Annotated in this window: 12 protein-coding genes and 3 pseudogenes; 8 read left to right on the forward strand and 7 right to left on the reverse strand. The window is 74.2% G+C overall.

Annotated elements, in window-relative coordinates; translation table 11 throughout:
* Positions 1-136 precede the first annotated feature (136 nt).
* Positions 137-394 carry a hypothetical protein gene (locus QUE47_RS00215; RefSeq protein ID WP_286218078.1) on the forward strand — a complete coding sequence of 86 codons (258 nt, stop codon included), beginning with the start codon at positions 137-139 and terminating at the stop codon, positions 392-394.
* Positions 395-951: 557 nt separating this feature from the next.
* Here the strand turns inward: QUE47_RS00215 and QUE47_RS00220 are convergent.
* The gene (locus QUE47_RS00220; protein ID WP_286218079.1) at positions 952-1,596 is read right to left on the reverse strand and encodes a mycothiol-dependent nitroreductase Rv2466c family protein; all 645 of its coding nucleotides are present in this window, start codon (positions 1,594-1,596) and stop codon (positions 952-954) included.
* A 318-nt stretch (positions 1,597-1,914) separates the two neighbouring features.
* On the opposite strand from QUE47_RS00220, the gene pepN reads away from it, so the two are divergent.
* Positions 1,915-4,488 carry an aminopeptidase N gene (gene pepN, locus QUE47_RS00225; protein ID WP_286218085.1) on the forward strand — a complete coding sequence of 858 codons (2,574 nt, stop codon included), beginning with the start codon at positions 1,915-1,917 and terminating at the stop codon, positions 4,486-4,488.
* A gap of 141 nt (positions 4,489-4,629) precedes the next feature.
* Here pepN and malQ read toward each other — a convergent pair.
* Positions 4,630-6,791: pseudogene (gene malQ / locus QUE47_RS00230) on the reverse strand (4-alpha-glucanotransferase).
* Positions 6,792-6,954: 163 nt separating this feature from the next.
* Here malQ and QUE47_RS00235 point away from each other — a divergent pair.
* Complete coding sequence (locus tag QUE47_RS00235; protein WP_286218086.1) at positions 6,955-7,965, forward strand: mechanosensitive ion channel family protein; 1,011 nt, start codon at positions 6,955-6,957, stop codon at positions 7,963-7,965.
* 11 nt (positions 7,966-7,976) lie between these two features.
* Here QUE47_RS00235 and QUE47_RS00240 read toward each other — a convergent pair.
* Together QUE47_RS00240 and QUE47_RS00245 are read right to left on the reverse strand one after the other, a co-directional pair.
* Positions 7,977-8,524, reverse strand: a pseudogene (locus QUE47_RS00240) (PTS sugar transporter subunit IIA).
* Positions 8,525-8,596: 72 nt separating this feature from the next.
* The gene (locus QUE47_RS00245) at positions 8,597-8,827 is read right to left on the reverse strand and encodes a PTS sugar transporter subunit IIB (protein ID WP_286218087.1); all 231 of its coding nucleotides are present in this window, start codon (positions 8,825-8,827) and stop codon (positions 8,597-8,599) included.
* Positions 8,828-9,164: 337 nt separating this feature from the next.
* Between QUE47_RS00245 and ptsP the strand changes: the two genes are divergently transcribed.
* The 5 genes and pseudogenes from ptsP to QUE47_RS00270 all read left to right on the forward strand — a co-directional run bounded on the left by ptsP (position 9,165) and on the right by QUE47_RS00270 (position 14,996).
* Entirely contained in the window at positions 9,165-10,682 is a 1,518-nt protein-coding gene (gene ptsP / locus QUE47_RS00250) for a phosphoenolpyruvate--protein phosphotransferase (protein WP_434019707.1), read from the forward strand.
* A 64-nt stretch (positions 10,683-10,746) separates the two neighbouring features.
* The gene (locus tag QUE47_RS00255; protein WP_434019772.1) at positions 10,747-11,211 is read left to right on the forward strand and encodes a globin; all 465 of its coding nucleotides are present in this window, start codon (positions 10,747-10,749) and stop codon (positions 11,209-11,211) included.
* 119 nt (positions 11,212-11,330) lie between these two features.
* Entirely contained in the window at positions 11,331-12,176 is an 846-nt protein-coding gene (locus QUE47_RS00260) for an acyl-CoA thioesterase (protein ID WP_286219555.1), read from the forward strand.
* Positions 12,177-12,350: 174 nt separating this feature from the next.
* Positions 12,351-13,271, forward strand: coding sequence for a DNA topoisomerase IB (locus QUE47_RS00265; RefSeq protein ID WP_350227603.1), 921 nt, complete (start codon positions 12,351-12,353; stop codon positions 13,269-13,271).
* Between the two features lie 106 nt (positions 13,272-13,377).
* A pseudogene (locus QUE47_RS00270) lies at positions 13,378-14,996 on the forward strand (SDR family oxidoreductase).
* Positions 14,997-15,024: 28 nt separating this feature from the next.
* Here QUE47_RS00270 and QUE47_RS00275 read toward each other — a convergent pair.
* The 3 genes from QUE47_RS00275 to QUE47_RS00285 all read right to left on the reverse strand — a co-directional run bounded on the left by QUE47_RS00275 (position 15,025) and on the right by QUE47_RS00285 (position 19,320).
* Positions 15,025-15,519: an acyl-CoA thioesterase gene (locus QUE47_RS00275; protein ID WP_286218088.1), complete on the reverse strand. Its 495-nt coding sequence runs from the start codon at positions 15,517-15,519 to the stop codon at positions 15,025-15,027.
* A 97-nt stretch (positions 15,520-15,616) separates the two neighbouring features.
* Positions 15,617-17,212, reverse strand: coding sequence for a GTPase (locus tag QUE47_RS00280; RefSeq protein WP_286218089.1), 1,596 nt, complete (start codon positions 17,210-17,212; stop codon positions 15,617-15,619).
* Complete coding sequence (locus QUE47_RS00285; protein WP_286218090.1) at positions 17,212-19,320, reverse strand: dynamin family protein; 2,109 nt, start codon at positions 19,318-19,320, stop codon at positions 17,212-17,214. The genes QUE47_RS00280 and QUE47_RS00285 overlap by 1 nt, the downstream gene beginning before the upstream one ends.
* Positions 19,321-19,380: the final 60 nt, after the last annotated feature.

The raw sequence follows: 19,380 nt of genomic DNA on the forward strand, positions 1-19,380 counted from the left end.
GTTCGCCGTCGATCGCCTGGTCCTGCGCGTCGCCGCTCGGCGTCGGCGACGCCGTGGCAGCTCCTCCGGCTCCGGCCGGTCCACCGTCGTCTCCCCCGACGAGCCGCCCAGGAGCAGCACCCCGAGGACGATGGCCGTGACCACGAGCAGGACGTCCACGATGATCAGCGTGATGACCGCGCCGCCGAGCGGCCGGCGGCGCGTGGTGCCGGTCGAGGTCGACGGGTTCGAGCCCGTGGCGGGCGTCGCGCCCGGAGCGGCTGCAGCACCCTGGACGGTCGTCGCACCCGTCGGACCGGTCGCCCCTGCCCTGGGTCGTCCCGCTGTCTGGGCCCCTGACCGCGCCGTCGTCCGCGAGGCCGACCGCGAGGCACCGAGCGGCACCGTCGGGTAGGCCGCCGGCGGCACGACCGACCCTGCCGGGTACTCGGTCGGGGCCGGAGGCATGGTCGGGCGCGGCGCCCGCGGCGTCGCCGCGGTGTCGGCAGCGGGCTCGTCGACCGTCGCGCCGGACCGGCCGGCATCCCTCGAAATGCTGTCGGAGTCCTGCCCAGGGCCCTGCGCAGGGCCGTGGTCCGCCTGCTCGGCCGACGTCGGGCCAGCGGGCTGATTCGGTCCATCGGGCTGTGACGCGGGGACCACGTCGATGCGTTCCGTGCCGCCGTCGGTCGCGGCCTCGTCGGCAGCTGCACCGGCACCGGCACCGGCACCGGACGGGTCCGGACTGCCGCCGTGCCGACCTGACCGACGAGGCTCGGAGTGCGCTCCGCCGCCGTGAGGGGGCGGCGGGGGCGGGGTACTGCCCGACATCGACTCTCCTTCGTGGACGACGTCGCAGTCCGGGAGGGCGCGACGGTTGGGCGCGGCACCCAGGGGTCCACGCTGCCGTGAAGCATGCCACGACGCGCGCGCTGACGGCGACCCCGGGTCGCCGTCAGCACGCGGAGCGGCTCAGTCGAAGACGGGTCCCTGCGTCCGCGTCCGCTTGATCTCGAAGAACCCGGGCGTCCCGGCCACGAGCAGGGCACCGTCCCAGAGGCGGCCTGCGGCCTCGCCCTTGGGTGCGGGCGTGACGACGGGACCGAAGAACGCTGTGCCCTCGAACGCCACGACCGGGGTGCCGACCTCCTCGCCGACGAGCCCGATCCCCTCGGCGTGCGACGCGCGCAAGCGCTCGTCGTGCGCGTCGGTCGTCGCTGCGTCGGCCAGGGACGCCGGCAGCCCGACCTCGGCGAGAGCCTCGGCGATCACGGCGTCGAGGTCCTCGCGCCCGCCGGGGTGGATCCTGGTGCCCAGCGCGTCGTACAGCGGCTTGACGACCTCGTCGCCGTGCGCGGCCTGCGCAGCGATGACGACGCGGACCGGGCCCCAGGCCCGCTCCATCATGGCCTGGTACTCCTCGGGCAGGTCACGGCCCTCGTTGAGCACGGCGAGACTCATCACGTGCCAGCTCACCGAGACGTCCCGGACCTTCTGGACCTCGTCCATCCAGCGGCTCGTCATCCACGCCCAGGGGCAGACCGGGTCGAACCAGAAGTCGGCGGTCGCCGTACCGGTAGGGGTCGTGCTCGGGGCGGACGTCGTCGCCTGCGTCATCGAGGTCTCCTTCAGGTCGGTGTCGTGTCGGTGAGCAGGGCGGCCCGTCGCGGCTGCGAGGTGGCACGTCATGCTCCACGAGGCCTAACCTCGACGGGCGCCGTGGCATTCCGGCGCGAGCCCGCTGCCCGGGTGGGATGATCGACCGGGCCGGCCCGCACCGCCGTCCGGCACGAAGACCCGGTGCGCCGGCCCGTGAACCGGTGCCCGCACCAGAGCGAGACCTCAGCACGACACCTCAGCAAACCCGCAGCATGACCCCGCAGCACACCCGCAGCACACACCGTTGCAGCGAGACCCCACACCAAGGAGCAGTCCGTGCCCGGAGAGAACCTGACCCGCACCGAGGCGAGCGAGCGCGCAGCGCTCGTCGACGTGCAGACGTACGACGTCGCGCTCGACCTGACGACCGGTCCGACGACCTTCTCGTCGACGACCGTCGTGCGGTTCACGGCGCAGGACGGCGCGGCGACGTTCATCGATCTCGTCGCCCCCGCGGTCCGCGAGGTCGTCCTCAACGGGCGATCCCTGGACCCCGCCGAGGTGTTCGCAGACTCCCGGATCGCACTCGACAGCCTGCAGGCGGAGAACGAGCTGCGCGTCGTCGCCGACTGCGCGTACACGAACTCGGGCGAGGGCCTGCACCGCTTCGTGGACCCCGCCGACGGCGAGGTGTACCTGTACACCCAGTTCGAGGTCCCCGACTCGCGACGGATGTTCACCGTCTTCGAGCAGCCCGACCTCAAGGCGACCTTCACCTTCACGGTGACCGCGCCGTCCGCCTGGCAGGTCGTCTCCAACCAGGCGACGCCGGAGCCTGTGCCCGCGACCCACGCGAGCGAGCCGGACGTCGCCGCCTCGACCTGGTCGTTCGGTGCCACCCCGCGCATCTCCTCGTACATCACCGCGCTCGTCGCGGGTCCCTACGTGGTCGAGCGCAGCGAGCTGACGAGCGCCGACGGCCGGACGATCCCCCTCGGCGTGTTCGCCCGGGCCTCGCTCGCCGAGCACCTCGACGCCGACTACGTGTTCGCCAAGACCCGCGAGGGCTTCGAGTTCTACGAGAAGGCGTTCGAGCAGCCGTACCCGTTCGACAAGTACGACCAGCTGTTCGTGCCCGAGTTCAACATGGGCGCGATGGAGAACGCCGGCTGCGTGACGTTCACGGAGACGTACGTGTTCCGGTCCAAGGTGACCGACGCGATCAAGGAGCGCCGCGTCGTCACGATCCTCCACGAGCTCGCCCACATGTGGTTCGGCGACCTCGTGACGATGCGCTGGTGGAACGACCTGTGGCTCAACGAGTCGTTCGCCGAGTACGCGTCGACCCTCGCGACCGCCGAGGCCACCGAGTGGACCGAGGCGTGGACGACCTTCGCCGCCATGGAGAAGTCCTGGGCCTACCGCCAGGACCAGCTCCCGTCGACGCACCCCGTCGTCGCGACGATCAACGACCTCGACGACGTCCAGGTCAACTTCGACGGCATCACCTACGCCAAGGGCGGCTCCGTCCTGAAGCAGCTCGTCGCGTGGGTCGGGCAGGAGCAGTTCCTCGCCGGCGTGGCCGCGTACTTCCGCAAGCACGCCTGGGGCAACACCGAGCTGAGCGACCTGCTCGTCGAGCTCGAGGCGACCAGCGGGCGCGAGCTCGGCGAGTGGTCGCGTCTGTGGCTCGAGACCGCGGGCGTCAACACGCTCCGGCCGGAGGTCGAGGTCGACGCGCACGGTCGCATCACCTCGTTCGCCGTGCTCCAGAGCGCGACCGCCGAGCACCCGACGCTGCGCCCGCACCGGCTCGCGATCGGCTTCTACGACCTCGCCGGCGAGGAGGGTTCGCGTCGGCTGGTCCGCACGCGCCGGATCGAGATCGACGTCGACGGCGCACGGACGGACGTGCCCGAGCTCCTCGAGATCGCCCGCCCCGACCTGATCCTCATCAACGACGACGACCTCGCGTACGCGAAGATCCGGCTCGACGACGACTCGCTGAAGGTCGCGCTCGCGCACCTGTCCGCGATCGAGGACCCGCTGGCCCGCTCCCTGATCTGGGGAGCGGCGTGGGACGCGACCCGCGACGCCGAGAGCCCTGCGAGCGACTACGTGCGCCTCGTCCTCGACCACATCGGTCCCGAGACCGAATCGACGACGATCCGCACGACGCTCGCGCAGCTCTCGCTCGCAGCGCGCTCGTACGTCGCCCCCGAGAAGCGGGACGAGACGATCCGCACGGTCGGCGACGAGCTGTGGGCCCTCGCCCAGGAGGCCGAGGCCGGCTCGGACGCCCAGTTTCAGCTCGTCAAGTACTTCGCGGCGGTCGCCTCCACCGAGGCCCACGGCGACGCGCTCGCCGCGCTGTCCGACGGGTCGACGACCCTCGACGGGCTCGAGATCGACACCGACCTGCGCTGGGAGCTGCTCGACGGGCTCGTGCTCCTCGGCCGCGCCGGTCACGCCGAGATCGACGCGGCAGCGGAGGCCGACCGGACCGCGAACGGCCAGCAGTCCGCCGCGCGGGCCCGGGCCACCGTGCCCACCGCCGAGGGGAAGCGCGCCGCGTTCGACGCGCTCGTCGACCACGACGACGTCCCCAACGCGATCGTCCGCGCGACGACGACCGGGTTCCAGCACGCGCTCGACCCGGCGTCGCTCACGGCGCTGATCGCGCCCTACCACGCGGCGATCCTGCCGATCTGGGAGAGCCGCAGCTACCACATCGCCGAGACGATCATCGAGGGTCTCTACCCCGCCGGCGCGGTGGGCCCCGAGCTGAAGAACGCCTCGCAGGCGTGGCTCGACGCCCACCCGGACGCGGCCCCGGCGCTGCGCCGCATGGTCGTCGAGTCGCTCGCCGGCGTGGAGCGGGCGCTCGCCGCCCAGGCGGCGGACGTCTAGCCGCACCGCGAGGCGCACACCACGGAGCCCGGCACCCCTCGAGGGGTGCCGGGCTCCGTGCGCGGTGCGGGACGACGTCGGGCGGGACGCCGGTGCCGGTGCCGGTCCTGGAGACGCGGGGCCCGGTGCCGGGAGCGGTTCTCAGTGCTCGCGCATCGCCGCGAGCAGCGACCGCAGGCGCGCGCTGTCGAAGAGCTCGTCGAGCATGACGACGTTCCCTCCGGCGTCGGCGAGCGGGACCCGCCAGTTCGGGTACTCCTGGTCGGTGCCGGGCTGGTTCTGCGCCCGACGCTCCCCCACGGCGTCGGCGAGCGCGACGCCGAGCAGCACCGAGGGTGTCTGCTTGATGAAGCGGTGCATCGCCTCCACGAGCTCGCGCTCGGACGGTGAGTCGCCGACGAGCCCGCGGTTGCTCAGGGTGCGCACCATCTCGGCGCGCTCGGTGCGCGCCGCGCGCCGCTCGGTCTCGACGTCCCGCTCCAGGAGGCCGAGGCGGTCGCGCAGGTCCACGTGCTCACCGGCGAGGTAGCCCGCGGTCGGCGGGAGGTCGTGCGTCGTCACCGTGGTCAGGGCGAGCCGGCGGTAGCGCTCCGGCGCGAGGGGCGACCCGTCGGCGCCCTTCTCGAACCACAGGATCGACGTGCCGAGCACACCGCGGTCCTCCAGGTACTCGCGCACCCACGGCTCGACGACACCCAGGTCCTCGCCGATCACGACCGCGCCGGCCCGCTGCGCCTCCAGGCACAGGATCCCGACGAGGGCCTCGTGGTCGTAGCGGACGTAGGTCCCCTGGTCGGCAGCGCCGCCGCGCGGGAGCCACCAGAGTCGGAAGAGCCCGATGATGTGGTCGATCCGGATCGCCCCGGCGTGCCGGAGCACCGTGCGCAGCAGGTCGCGGTACGGCGCGTACCCGGCGCGGGCGAGCGCCTGGGGGTGCCACGGCGGCTGGGACCAGTCCTGGCCCTGCTGGTTGTACATGTCGGGCGGCGCACCCACGGACACGCCCTCGGCCATCACGGACCGCAGGGCCCACGCGTCGGCGCCCTCGGGGTGCACCCCGACCGCGAGGTCCTGCATGATCCCGACCGACATGCCCGCGTCGCGGGCCGTCCGCTGGGCGTCCGAGAGCTGCTCGTCGGCCACCCACTGCAGCCAGCGGTAGTGGTCCACCCGGTCGGCGAGCTCGTCCCGGAGGCGGGCGACGGCGGGCGACGTGATGTCGTGGAGCTCTGCGGGCCAAGGCTGCCCCGGCCGCTGCTCGGCCTGCTGCTCTGTGATCGCGCACCACAGCGCGAAGTCGTCCAGACCGCGGCCCTCCCGCGCGCAGAACTCCTCGAGCTCCGCCTGGCGCGCCGCGGACCGTGGCGCCGCGCGCACGACCTCGAGCGCCGTGCGCTTCGCGGCCCACGCGGCGTCCCGGTCGATCGGTCCCGGGTCGGCGCTGAGCTCGCGGACCGCGTCGAATGACCACTCGACGAGCGAGCGGTCGGCGGCGTTCAGGTACGCGGTCTCGCGGATCTCCTCGACCCGGATGTAGATCGGGTTGACGAACCGCCGGCTCGTCGGCAGGTAGGGCGACGGCGCCATCGGCCCGACCGGCTCGGCGGCGTGCAACGGGTTGATGAGCACGAAGTCCGCGCCCTCCCGCGCCGAGAGCCACGCGAGGTCGGCGAGGTCGGTCAGGTCGCCGACCCCCAGGACCTGGCGGAGCGCACGGAGTAGAGCTGGGTCATCAGGCCCCAGCCCGGCCCGGAGCGCAGCGCCTTGGGGAGCTTCAGACGGCGGGGCGTCACGACGAGCGGGGTCGTCGCCCGCGCGTCGCCGCTGCGAGCGTGCAGGGTGTGCCAGCCGAGCGGGAGGTCGGTCGGGACCTCGAAGGTCGCGCGACCGACGCGGCGGCCGTGGACCGTGCGCGGGGGCACCCACCGGTCGACCTGGGCGAGCGTGACGGTCTCGGGCGCGGGCGCGTCGCCGTCGTGACCGGTCCGAGCGGCGCGGGGATCGTCGTCCCTACCGGCGTCGCGCTCGAGCTCGACCCAGACCTCGACGGGTGCGCCGTCGTCGACGTGCACCGGGATCTCGTGCGCCTTGCCGGAGGTGGTCACGACCGTGTCGGGCAGCAGCCGGGTCCACGGGTCGTTCTCGGCCTGCTCGATCTCGAGCTCGATGCGTTCCGGGGTGTCGGCCGAGACCCCGAGGGCCGAGAGGGCCGCCACCAGCGAGGAGCGGGGCACGTCCCGTCGGGCGCCGTCGAAGCCCCAGAACTCCGTCGCGACGCCGTGCACGCCCGCGAGCCGCCGCAGCGGCTCCGACGCGGCGTCCGCCCGGGACGCCTCGGAAGCTTCGGGAACGGCAGGATCGCGGGGGTCGACGGAACTCACCCTCCGATCCTGCCAGAGTTGCGCCCCAGGTACCGCACCGGCGGCGGCGTGCCGCCGTCGATCTCACCCGGATAGCCTGCTCGCCATGGCACCCCTCGTCCCCGCTGCCCCGCTGATCACCCTGCTCGACGGAACGTCGTCCGACGCCTCGTCGGTCACCGTCGCGTCCACCGCGGCCACCGCGTCCCCGGTGCTCGCGTCCGGCGACGACCCGGAGCTCGACGTCACCGAGCCGGCGAGCTGGCTCGACTGGTTCCTCGGGATCCCGCTCAAGGTGATCCTGATCGTCGTCATCGGCTCGATCGCGCTGATCGTCGTCCGGCACATGATCAAGTCGGTGACCGACCGGATCGCCCGCGACAAGCCGGTGACCGAGTCCGGTCGCGCGCTCGGGGGCTACAGCACCGTCCTCCAGAAGGCGAACCCCCTGGCACGCGCACGCCGTGCCCAGCGCGCCAAGACGATCGGTTCCGTGCTGCGCTCGAGCGCGAACATCCTGTTCGGGTCGATCATCCTGCTGCTGGTCCTCGACACGCTCGGGGTCAACATCGCGCCGTTCATCGCCTCGGCCGGGATCGCCGGCGTCGCCCTCGGTTTCGGTGCCCAGGCGCTCGTCAAGGACTTCCTCTCGGGCACGTTCATGCTGCTCGAGGACCAGTACGGCGTCGGTGACACCGTCGACCTCGGCGACGTGGTCGGCACGGTCGAGGAGGTCGCGCTGCGCGTGACGAAGGTCCGCGACCTCGAAGGGACCCTCTGGTTCATCCGCAACGGGGAGATCCTGCGGACCGGCAACATGTCCCAGGAGTGGAGCTCGACGCTGGTGGAGTTCCCCGTCCCCCTGTCGGCCGACATCGGAGCGGTCCGGGAGATCCTCGAGGCCGCTGCGACCAGGACGTGCGCGGACCCACGCGTCGCGGAGTCGGTGCTCGACGCGCCCGAGGTCACCGGCGTCGAGTCGATCAAGCACGGCAGGCTCACGTTCCGCGTGCGGATCCGCACCAAGCCGGGCATGCAGTGGGCCGTCGCGCGAGAGCTGCGCATCGCGGTCCGGGACGACCTCGCGGCCGCCGGGATCTCGCTCGCGATCTGGTAGCTACCTGCCGCTCACGTCCAGGCGACGACGGGGTCGCCGGCCCGGACGACGTCGCCCGCGCTGACGAGCACCTCGACCGCGCCGGCGGCAGCCTGGATCGCCACGACGGGACAGACCACGCTCAGGCCCTGAGCTGCGACGGCGGCCGGGTCCCACTCGACGACAGGGTCACCGGCCTCGACGGCGTCGCCCGCGGCCACGAGCAGGGTGAAGCCCTCCCCTTGAGCCCGACGGTGTCGATGCCGAGGTGGACGAGCACGCTCCGGCCGTCCGCGTGCTGGACCACGAACGCGTGCGGGTGCAGCGAGGCGATCGTGCCGGCGACCGGGGACGAGACCGCGGTGCGGCTGCCGGGACCGGCCGCGGCGCGGCGTCCGGCGTCCCCGGCAGGTCCAGAAGACCCGGCGGGCTCGGCAGGCTGAGAAGACCCCGCAGGCTCAGCAGGGTCGGAAGACCCAGCAGGTTCAGCTGGACGTGAGGACTCAGGGAGCTCAGGGAGCACGGCGATGCCCGGACCGACGAGCTCGCCCGAGAAGACCGGGTCGGGGACGTCGATCAGCTCGACGACGCTGCCGCCGAGCGGCGCGCGGACGACGACGGCGCCCTCACGCGGGACTGCGGGGGCACGCGGTCAGCGCAGCCCGTCGAGCTCTGCGGCGAGGTTGTCGGCCTCAGGACCGACGATCACCTGGACGATGCGGCCCGAGCGCACGACACCGAAGGCACCGGTGGCCTTGAGGCCCGACTCGTCGACCAGCGTCGGGTCGGTGACCTCGACGCGCAGGCGGGTGATGCACGGCTCGAGCTCGACGACGTTGGCCCGCCCACCGAGGGACTCGAGGATCTGCTCTGCTTTGCTCATGTGGTGTTGCTCCTGGGACGGGGACAGGACCGGTGAGCACAGCCTAGTCTCCCTCCGCCGCGGGGCACCCCGACCCGGTCTGACGGATGTCGTTTCCGGGGGTACGGTCGATGACCGGGCCGCCTGACCAGCGGGCAGTCCTGCGACCTCGAGGAGACCCCGTGGTGCACGAGCCGGGCCGGCAGGTCCTCACCGGGATCGGGGTGTCCGCCGGAGCAGCCGTCGGTCCCGCGGTCCGCATGCCCTCCCCCGTGACTGAGCCCGGCCCGGGGCAGCGGCTCTCCCCCGCCAGGACCCGCGCGCCGAGGCAGACCGCGTCGTCGCGGCCTCCCGGACCGTGGCCGCGGCGCTCGACGCGGCGGCCGGCGCGGCCACCGGGACGACCAAGGACGTCCTCGAGGCCACGGCCACGATCGCTGCGGACCCGTCGCTCGTCTCCGACGCCGAGCGACGCGTGCTGGACGAGCACCTGATCCCGGAGCGTGCCGTCTGGGAGGCGGCCGAGTCGGTGGCCGAGCAGTTCAGCGCGCTCGGTGGCTACTTCGCCGAGCGCGTCCGAGACATCGCGGACGTCCGGGACCGCCTCGTCGCAGAGCTGACGGGCCGACCCGCGCCCGGGGTCCCGAGCAACGACGTCCCGTTCGTGCTGGTCGCCGACGACCTCGCCCCGTCGGTCACGGCCGCCCTCGACCCGGCGCTGGTCCTCGCGATCGTCACCGAGGGCGGCGGCCCGACCTCGCACACCGCGATCGTCGCCAACGCCAACGGGATCCCCGCCGTGGTCGCCGCGTCCGGTGCGACGGACCTCCTGACCGCGGGAGCGACGGTGCTCGTCGACGGCGCCGCGGGCACGGTGGTGCGGGACCCGTCACCTGACGAGGTCGAGCGGGTCCGCCGGCTCGCGGGACGCCGTCGGACCTTCGACGGGACCGGCCGCACCGCGGACGGGACGCGTGTCCAGCTGCTCGCCAACATCGGCGACCCGGCCGGCTCCGCGCCGGCGGCCGCTGCCGGGGCCGAGGGCGTCGGCCTGTTCCGCTCGGAGTTCTGCTTCCTCGGCCGGGAGACGCCCCCGTCCGTCGACGAGCAGGTCGAGCAGTACCGGACGGTGCTCGCGCAGTTCCCCGGCCGCAAGGTCGTGGTGCGGACGCTCGACTCCGGAGCGGACAAGCCGCTCGAGTTCCTGTCGTCCGACGACGAGGAGAACCCGGCGCTCGGCGTCCGCGGGCTGCGGACGGCCACGCGCTGGCCCGACCTCCTCGAGGAGCAGCTGGAGGCGATCGCCACCGCGGCCGCCCAGGAGGCGGCCGACGTGTGGGTCATGGCGCCGATGGTCTCGACCGTCGGCGAGGCGGAGTGGTTCGTCTCCCGGTGCGCGGCCCACGGGCTGGACCGCGCGGGCGTCATGATCGAGGTCCCGAGCGCCGCGCTCCTGTCCGGCCCGATCCTCGGCCGGGCGGCGTTCGCGTCGATCGGGACGAACGACCTGACGCAGTACGCGATGGCCGCCGACCGTCTGCTCGGCTCGCTGGCCGAGCTCAACGACCCGTGGCAGCCCGCGGTGCTGCGCCTCATCGCCGAGACGTGCCGGGGCGGAGAGCTGCAGGGCCGCCCGGTGGGCGTGTGCGGCGAGGCCGCCTCGCAGCCGGTGCTCGCCCTCGTCCTCGTCGGGCTCGGCGTCTCCAGCCTCTCGATGACGGCGCGCGCGATCCCCGACGTCGCCGCCCTGCTCGAACGGGTAACCGTCGACGAGTGCCGCGAGCTCGCCCGGTACGCGCTCGCGGCCGAGTCCCCGGGCGACGCCCGTGCCGTCGTCCGGGGCCGTCTGCCGGTGCTCGACGAGCTCGGCCTGTGACGGTCACGACGCGACCCGATCCGCACCCGACCTGCTGCTCTCGGCGTCGGAGCGCGATGCGATGATGGGCGACGTGAACTCCCCCGAGCGCAGATCGCTGCCCGTGACCCAGGCGCCCGCGGCGCCCCGAGCGCAGTCGCAGCCCGACGACTCGTTCTACGCCGCGATCGGCGGGCACGACACCTTCGTGCGCCTCGTCGACGCCTTCTACGCGGGCGTCGCGACCGACCCCGTGCTGCGGCCGATGTACCCCGAGGAGCACCTCGGCCCCGCCCGCGAGCGCCTGACCATGTTCCTGGAGCAGTACTGGGGTGGCCCGACGACGTACAGCGAGCAGCGCGGGCACCCTCGCCTGCGCATGCGGCACGCCGGGTTCCGCGTGAACCCTGACGCCCGGGACCGGTGGCTCGCCCACATGCGGGCAGCCGTCGACGGCCTGGGCCTCGCGCCGATGCACGAGGCGACCCTCTGGGACTACCTGGAGCGCGCCGCCCACTCCCTGCTCAACAGCTTCGAGGAGAGCCAGTGACCGACCCCGTCTTCGACCCGCCGATCGTCCCGGAGCCCGCACCACCGGCGCGCATCACCACGACCGAGCTCGCGACGGACCCGCTCGGCAGCCTGCTGACGGCGCTCGACATCGACCCGATGCCGGCGGTCGGCCCGGGCGACCCCGAGCGGCCCCACGAGGCGGACGACCGCTTCAGCGGGCGGAACCTCGCGCAGCCGAACGCGCGGGTGTACGGCGGTCAGGTCCTCGCCCAGGCGCTCGTCGCCGCGGGGCGCACGGTCGGTCCCGGCCGGATGCCGCACTCCATGCACGGCTACTTCCTGCGGCCCGGGGACCTCGACGAGCCCATCGAGTTCGCGGTCGAGCGGCTGCGGGACGGGCGCTCGTTCAGCGCCCGCCGGACGCACGCGATCCAGAAGGGCGAGCCGATCCTGTCGATGATCGCCTCCTTCCAGGAGGAACAGGAGGGCGCGGAGCACACTACCCCGATGCCGGACGACGTCCCGGCACCCGACGAGGTCAGGTCGGCCCTGACCGAGCTCGGTGCGATCGACCACCCGGCCGCGCGGTCCCGGTCGCACGAGTCCGCGTTCGACGTGCGTCACGTCGACGGGTCCCTGTACATGCGTCCGGGGAGCGAGCGTACGGATCACCAGATGGTGTGGATGCGCGCCCGTGGGACGCTCGCCGACGACCAGCTGCTGCACCGTGCCCTCATGACCTTCGCCTGCGACCAGATCATGCTCGAGCCGGTCCTGCGCAAGAGCGGCAACTCGTGGCTCACCGCCGGGATATCGATCGCGAGCCTCGACCACGCCATGTGGTGGCACCGCGACGCGCGGGTCGACGAGTGGCTCCTGTACGTGCAGTCCTCCCCCAGCGCGCAGGGCGGGCGCGGCCTCGGCGCCTCCCGCGTGTACGCGCAGGACGGGACGCTCGTCGCGAGCATCGCGCAGGAGGGCATGCTGCGCCTGCCTGCCTGACGATCGCCCCAGCCGCGCGGCAGGCAGTGCGCCGGGCCCTCGGCCACGGCGCGCGAGCCGAGACCACCCGACGCACACTGACCGGGTGCCCCGACTCCGCCACGTGTCACCGGACTCCCCGGCTACACGCGCCGCCGCCGCGGTACCGGGTGGTCCTACCTCGACGTCGGCGGCGTGCCCCTGAGTGATCCCGCCGAGCGCGAGCGGTGCGAGCTGCTCGCCGTGCCGCCGGCCTGGACGGACGTGTGGATCTGCCCCCACCCCACCGGGCACCTCCAGGCTTTCGGCCACGACGCCGACGGGCGGGGCCAGTACATCTACCACGCGCAGTGGACGGCCCGCCGGGCGCGGCGCAAGCACGACCACGTGCTGGACGTCGCGCGCCGCCTCCCCTCGGCGCGCCGTCAGGTCAGCCTCGACCTCGCGCGCGACGGGATGCCGCGCGAGCGAGCCCTCGCGCTGGCCTTCCGGCTCCTCGACCTCGCGTACTTCCGGTCCGGCTCCGAGCTCTACTCCAGGCAGCGCGCGAGCTACGGGCTCGCGACCCTGCGCAAGGAGCACGCCACGATCCGGGCCGACGGCACGGTGCGGTTCCGGTACCCGGCGAAGTCCGGGCAGCTCCGCGACGTGGTCGTCGACGACCCGGACGTGGTCGCACCGCTCACGACGCTGCGGCGCCGCCGGGGAGGTACGGAGCTGCTCGCGTGGCGTCCGGACGAGCGGTCCGACGAGCGGTCCGACGCCCGGGGCGCCACGACCTGGCACGACGTGACGAGCTCCGACGTGCAGGGCTACGTCCGCGAGCGCCTCGGCGAGGACGCCACACCCAAGGACTTCCGCACCTGGCACGCGACGGTGCTCGCCGCGCGGGCGCTCGCCGCCGCCGGACCGCCGCCGAACTCCGCCGCCCGCCGGCGGTCGGTCGTGGCCCAGGTCGTCCGGGACGTCGCCGAGGAGCTCGGCAACACCCCGGCCGTCGCCCGCGCGTCGTACATCGACCCACGGCTCGTCGACCTCTGGGAGCGGGGCACGACGATCGGCCCCACCCGCACGCCACGGTCGGCCGAGTCCGCGGTGCTGGAGCTGCTCTCGTGAGAGTGCATCCGTCGACCGTCCCCGACCCGAACTCCCGCACAGGGGCGGTCCACGCCGACCCGCGCGACGCCGTCCGGCACCACCCCCACCCACGACAGGAGCGCTGATGACCGACGGTCCCGGCACCGAGAGCACGACCGACACCCGCACCGACACCCGCACCGGCTCCGGTGCCGAACGGCCGCGTCCCACCGTCGCCGTGACCGGGGTGACCGGCTACGTCGGCGGGCGGCTGGTCCCCGAGCTCCTCGCGGCCGGGTACCCGGTGCGGGCGGTCGCACGCAACCCGGCGCGGCTCGAGGCCCGCGCCTGGCACGACGACGTCGAGATCGTGGAGGCCGACGCCACGGACCTCGACGAGATCCGCGAGGCGCTGCGCGGGGCGGAGGTCGCCTACTACCTGATCCACTCGCTCGGGACGGGCAAGAAGTTCGAGGCCCGCGACCGCCGCACGGCGCTCACGTTCGCACGTGCCGCCCGGGAGGCCGGGGTGCGGCGCATCGTCTACCTCGGCGGGCTCTACCCCGAGGGCGAGGACCTCTCGCCGCACCTGGAGTCGCGCAAGGAGGTCGGCGAGATCCTGCTCGCGTCGGGGGTGCCGACGACGGTCCTGCAGGCCGCCGTGATCATCGGCTCCGGCTCGGCGTCGTTCGAGATGATGCGGTACCTCACGGAGCGGCTGCCGGCCATGACCACGCCCCGCTGGGTGGACAACCGGATCCAGCCCATCGCTGTGCGCGACGTCCTGCGGTACCTCGTGGGCAGCGCCTCGATGCCCGACGACGTCTCGCGCGCCTTCGACATCGGCGGTCCGGACGTGCTCACCTACCGCGACATGATGCAGCGGTACGCCGAGGTCGCCGGGCTCCCCCGGCGGTTCATCGTCAGCGTCCCCGTGCTGACCCCTCGGCTCTCGTCGCACTGGGTGGGCGTCGTGACGCCCGTGCCCGCAGGGATCGCCCGACCGCTCGTGGAGTCGCTGCAGCACGAGGTCGTCTGCGACGAGAACGACATCCGCAAGTACGTCCCCGACCCGCCCGAGGGGCTGCTCGGGTTCGGCCACGCCGTCGAGCTCGCGCTCGAACGGATCCACGACGGCGAGGTCACGACCCGGTGGTCGTCGGCGTCGCTGCCGGGAGCGCCGAGCGAACCGCTGCCGACCGACCCGGACTGGGCCGGCGGCTCCCTCTTCGTCGACGAGCGCCGCACCGTCGTCGACGCGCCCCCGACACCCTGTGGGAGGTCGTCCAGGCGATCGGCGGGCAGGGCGGCTGGTACTCCTGGTCGCTCGCCTGGCGGGTCCGCGGCGTCATGGACCGCCTCGTGGGCGGGCCCGGGCTCCGGCGCGGACGACGCGACGAGAAGAACCTGCGGGTGGACGACGCGGTGGACTTCTGGCGCGTCGAGGCGATCGAGCCCGGCCGCCGGCTCCTGCTGCGCGCCGAGATGCGCCTGCCCGGGCTCGCGTGGCTCGAGCTGCGGGTGGACGACGCCGCCGAGGAGATCACGGACGCCGAGGACGAGTCGAATATCGGGACGCCGGACGTCGCCGACGCCGCTGGTGCCGACAAGACCTACTTCGCCCAGCGGGCGCTGTTCTACCCCCACGGTCTGGCCGGGCAGGCGTACTGGTGGTCGGTCAAGCCCTTCCACGGCATCGTGTTCGGCGGGATGCAGCGCAACGTCAAGGAGGCGGCGGAGCGCCGCGCGCGCAACGAGGAGTAGCGCGACGTAGCGCGAAGCAGCCTCCCCGTCAGCGACGCCTGAAGCTCAGGGGCTCCTCGACGAACGGCTCCCACGCGGCACGCTCCTCGGCGCTCAGGCGGCGGGGCGAACCCGTGGCGGCGTCGACGACGACGATCGTCGTCGACGCCTTGGCGTACGCGGCTCCACCGCTCGTCGGCCCGGTCCGCTCGAAGCGGCTCGCGCCGTCGTGCACCTCGTAGCAGACCTCGAGGCTCGCCCCACCGATCCGACCGATCCACAGCTCGACCCGCACTGGCGTCCGGGTGAACGCGAGCGGCCGCAGGTACTCGATCTCCTGGCGCGCGACCAGGGTGTGCGAGGGGGCCGTCGGACCGGTGTCGAGGACCGCCGTCGGCCAGGCCTCGTCGATCTCTGCGTCGTCGTGCCGCCAGAGCACCGTGATGCGCGCGTCCTCGAGGAGGCGGAACATCTCGACGTTGTTGACGTGCTGGTAGGCGTCCAGATCGCCCCACCGCAGCGTCACAGGGACATGCAGCCTCACGTGCTCCTCCTCGTACGGCGCTTCGGACCTGCCGCACCGGAGTCTGTCACGGAGCGGCGGACGGACGGACGGTCCCCCGACAGCCCACCGTCGACAGTCAGCCGGCCGGCTCGGCGGCGATGACGGCCGAGGTGCGGCACCGCGCGAGCTCCGCCTGCTCCTCGCCGAGGGGCAGGCGGACGAACTCGTCGGCGACGCCGCCGATCGCGGTGCGCAGCCGCGCACGGACCTGCCGCTCCCGGTGCCGCGCCCCGATCCCGGCGAGGAACCGGCTCACGAGGGCGAGCAGGAGCCCGAGGACCAGCGCCCCGAGCGCCAGGACCGTGGGCACCGGCCAGCCGCCCCACTCGGGGACGGGCAGCTCCGGCAGCCGGAAGTACCCGGCCACCGCGAGCATCCCGAGCCAGAGCAGGCCCGCACCCCCGACGACGAGGACCACCCACTGGAGAGCGTTCACGACGCCCCACCACCACGGTCGCGCCGCCGCGCCGAGGCTCGTGCCGGCCACCGCCTGGTCGAGCGCGTCCGGCAGCGAGTCGACGCTGCGCTCGACCCGCCGCCGCGCGGCCTCGGCCCACCCGAGAGGCATCGATGCCGTAGCGGCGTCGACGGTCTCGCGGACCGCCCGGCGGGACGCAGCGGTGGCCGTGGCACGCGGGACGGGCAGCGACGTCCGGGCGAGGTCCGGACGCGACGTCTCGGACCGCAGGCCGATCCGCCGCAACGGGTCGGGACGCCACCGCGCGAGCCAGCGGGTCACCGGCCAGCCGGTCGCCGCGCGGGCGTCCAGGACCGCCGACGCCCGGACCGCCTCGGCGACCGCGTCGACCCCGGCCGCGGCCTCGAGGCCCCGCACGAGCGTGTCTCGCACGCCGGTCCCCCCAGCGGCGCGTGGGGTGTCGCCGCACGCGCCGACGAGCTCCGCGGCAACAGTTCGCACGTCCGCGACGAGCCGCGCCACCGCGGCCTGGCGCTGCCGCACCGCTGCGTCGACCAGCGCGGCGAGCGCGTCGACGCCGGCGCCGGTGCGCGCCGAGAGCGCGAGGACCGGGACGGCGCCCAGACCGTCAGCGGCAGCCAGCCGGGCGAGGTCCTGCCGCACCGGCTCGACCTCCTCGGGCGCGAGCCGGTCCGCGTGGTTGAGGACCAGCACCATCACCTCGGCGTGGGCGGTGAGGCCGCGCAGATAACGCTCGTGCAGGACGGCGTCCGCGTACTTCTGCGGGTCGACCACCCAGACGATCAGGTCGGCCCGTGACACCAGCCGCTCGGCGCGCAGGCGGTGCTCGGTGACCACGGAGTCGTGGTCGGGCAGGTCGAGCAGCACCAGACCCGCCCCGTCGCCCCGGTCCCCCGCGCCGATCTCCACCCGGTCACGGACCTCCAGCCAGTCGAGGAGCCGGTCGGCCCCCGGGCCGCGGACGGCGGCGCGAGCAGTCGCCGTCGTGGGGCGGCGGACCCCGGGTTCGCTCACGTGAGCGCCCGCGAGCGCGTTCACGAGGGAGGACTTGCCGGACCCGGTGGCTCCCGCGACAGCCACGACCGTGTGCTCCGCCGACAGCGCGGCGCGCTCGCGCACGTGGGCGACGACGTCCCGGCCCCGATGCACGAGGTCGGCGGGGAGCCGGCCGTCGCCGGCGGCGATGGCGCTCTCGAGCGCCCGCGTCCTCGCCTCGAGGTCCACCCCGGCCATCAGCGCCCCTGCCCCTCGCCGCGCCTGCGCCAGAAGCCGCGGCGACGCGCGGGCGCGTCGGCGCCCGAGTCCTCAGTGCTGGCAGCGCTGCCGGCAGTTCTGTCGGCAGTGCTGCCGGTGCCGTCGCCCGCGCTCGGCACGTCCGCCGGCCCGCTCTCCTGCGCGCCCCGCAACCGGCCCGGGTCCGAGAGCGCGGACGGCGCATCCGAGCTCGTGTGCACCGCGTCGGGTTTCCGTGCGTTCTTCGTCGCGAGCGCCGCCGCGGCGACCGCGTCGGCGGCCGCCAGCAGCGCCTCCGGGTCGGGCGCCGGGACGAGGACGGCGTCCAGCCGGTCCGTCCAGCGTGCCGCCTGCTCCGTCAGGACCGCGTCGGTCCGCGCGTCCAGGCGCTCGTGCGCCTGTCGCGTGAGCCGCCGCACGGCGTCGTCACCGAACACGGCCTCCAGCACCTTCTGGGCGGCGAGCGCCGTCCCTCCGGCGATCCCCACCTCCGCCCCCGTGAGGCCACCGGTCGACGCGAACACGACGACCATGAGGCTCACCCCGACCCCGTTCAGGCCGAACGACAACGCCCTGGCGACACCGCGCCGTCCGGCACCCTGCTCCCGGACCAGGTCGAGGACGTCCGACTGCCACCCCCGCACGTCGCGAGCGACCCGCTCGCGGAGCTCGAGACCGGAGTCCCCGACCGGGCCGCCCTGCCCACCGACGCCACCGTCGAGCGGCAGGTCGACCAGCCCCGTCAGCAGCAGCTCGCGCCCCGCCGTGTCGCCCCGCCAGGCCGACGCCGTCCGCTCGGCGGCACCCTCCACCGCGTCGAGCAGCACCGCCTCCAGCCCGTGCGCGATCGCCTCCTCGACGCGAGGCGCGCGGGGACGCCCTCGCAGGAACGCGGCGATTCGGTCGCGCAGCCGGCCGACCTTGTCCTCCAGCGCACGGAAGAACTCCCCGGTCCCGACGAAGTCCTGCCAGCGCGCCAGTACCTCTCCACGGAGCATCGTCCCGTCGCTCGTCACCGCCCTGACGTGCTCCCGCGCCTCGGCGTGCTGCTCGACCACGACCGACCTGAGCCGCTCCGCAGCGTCGATCTGCTCCTGCGAGGCGGACGCGAGACCGCGTGCGCGCCGGACGACGTCGTCCACCGCACCGTCGCGCGTCGCCTCGGCGACGTGCCGGCGTGCCGCCGGGTCCGCACCGAGCCGAGCGAGCCGGCGTGACACGGGCGCGACCGCCGCAGGGGGCAGCAGACCGTCCTCGAGCCCCGACTCGGGAACCTGCACCAGGCGGTCGGCCACGAGCCCGTGCTCTCCCATGAGGCGGACCAGGTCGTCGACGACCTCGCCCTCGTCGGGACCGACCCGGTCCAGGACCACCGTGACCTCCGCGTGCCGCCGCGCGGCGGCGGCGAGCAGGTCCCACGGGACGGCGTCCGCGTAGCGGGCCGGGGTCGTCACGAACAACCAGAGGTCGGCAGCCGCGAAGAGCTGGGCCGCCAGCGCGCGGTTCTCGTCCGCGACCGAGTCAACGTCGGGCGCGTCGAGCAGCGCGAGCCCGGCCGGGAGCGCGTCGTCGGCGACCAGGCGCAGCGACGGTCGGCCCGCCTCGGTGGGCGTGCCGACATCGGGCGCGTCTGCGGACGGCACCGGGGGCGTCGAAGCCGGTGCGGCGGCGCCGGTCGCGTCGGCCGCGTCGGCGGCACCGACAGCTCCGGTCGCGGTGCGCAGCCGCACCAGGTCGGGAAGGACGCGCGCGTCGAGGAACCACGGCTCGTCGGCGACCCGGTGCACGAGGACCGGGGCACGGGTCGTGGGCCGCAGCACGCCGGAGGCGGAGACCTTCACGCCGAGGAGCGAGTTCACGAGGGTCGACTTGCCGGCTCCTGTCGAACCGCCCACGACCACCAGCAACGGCGCGTCGGCGGACCGCAGCCGGGGCAGCAGATAGTCCTCGAGCTGGTCGACCAACGCGTCACGGACCGCGACGGCCGCGTCGACACCCGGGACGACCAGCGGGAGCGCCACGGACGCGACCTCTGCGCGCAGCGCCTCGACCGCGCCCGTCAGGTCCGCTCCACCGCTGCCCGCGTCGGGGGCAGGTGGCGTGGTCATGGGGCACAGTCTGCCCGAGCGAGGCCGTCCACGCGCGGACGTTCGCGCCCGCAGGTCGAA

Origin of the sequence: Paraoerskovia sediminicola (assembly GCF_030296575.1) — a bacterium.
GTDB lineage: Bacteria > Actinomycetota > Actinomycetes > Actinomycetales > Cellulomonadaceae > Paraoerskovia > Paraoerskovia sediminicola.

Bases quoted from the DNA above. Each gene is read 5' to 3' on its own strand.
- QUE47_RS00245 (WP_286218087.1), bottom strand. From the start codon at position 8,827: ATGAGCAAAGCAGAGCAGATCCTCGAGTCCCTCGGTGGGCGGGCCAAC.
- QUE47_RS00255 (WP_434019772.1), top strand. From the start codon at position 10,747: ATGGGCGACGTGAACTCCCCCGAGCGCAGATCGCTGCCCGTGACCCAG.
- QUE47_RS00280 (WP_286218089.1), bottom strand. From the start codon at position 17,212: ATGGCCGGGGTGGACCTCGAGGCGAGGACGCGGGCGCTCGAGAGCGCC.
- QUE47_RS00220 (WP_286218079.1), bottom strand. From the start codon at position 1,596: ATGACGCAGGCGACGACGTCCGCCCCGAGCACGACCCCTACCGGTACG.
- QUE47_RS00235 (WP_286218086.1), top strand. From the start codon at position 6,955: ATGGCACCCCTCGTCCCCGCTGCCCCGCTGATCACCCTGCTCGACGGA.
- QUE47_RS00260 (WP_286219555.1), top strand. From the start codon at position 11,331: ATGCCGGCGGTCGGCCCGGGCGACCCCGAGCGGCCCCACGAGGCGGAC.
- QUE47_RS00285 (WP_286218090.1), bottom strand. From the start codon at position 19,320: ATGACCACGCCACCTGCCCCCGACGCGGGCAGCGGTGGAGCGGACCTG.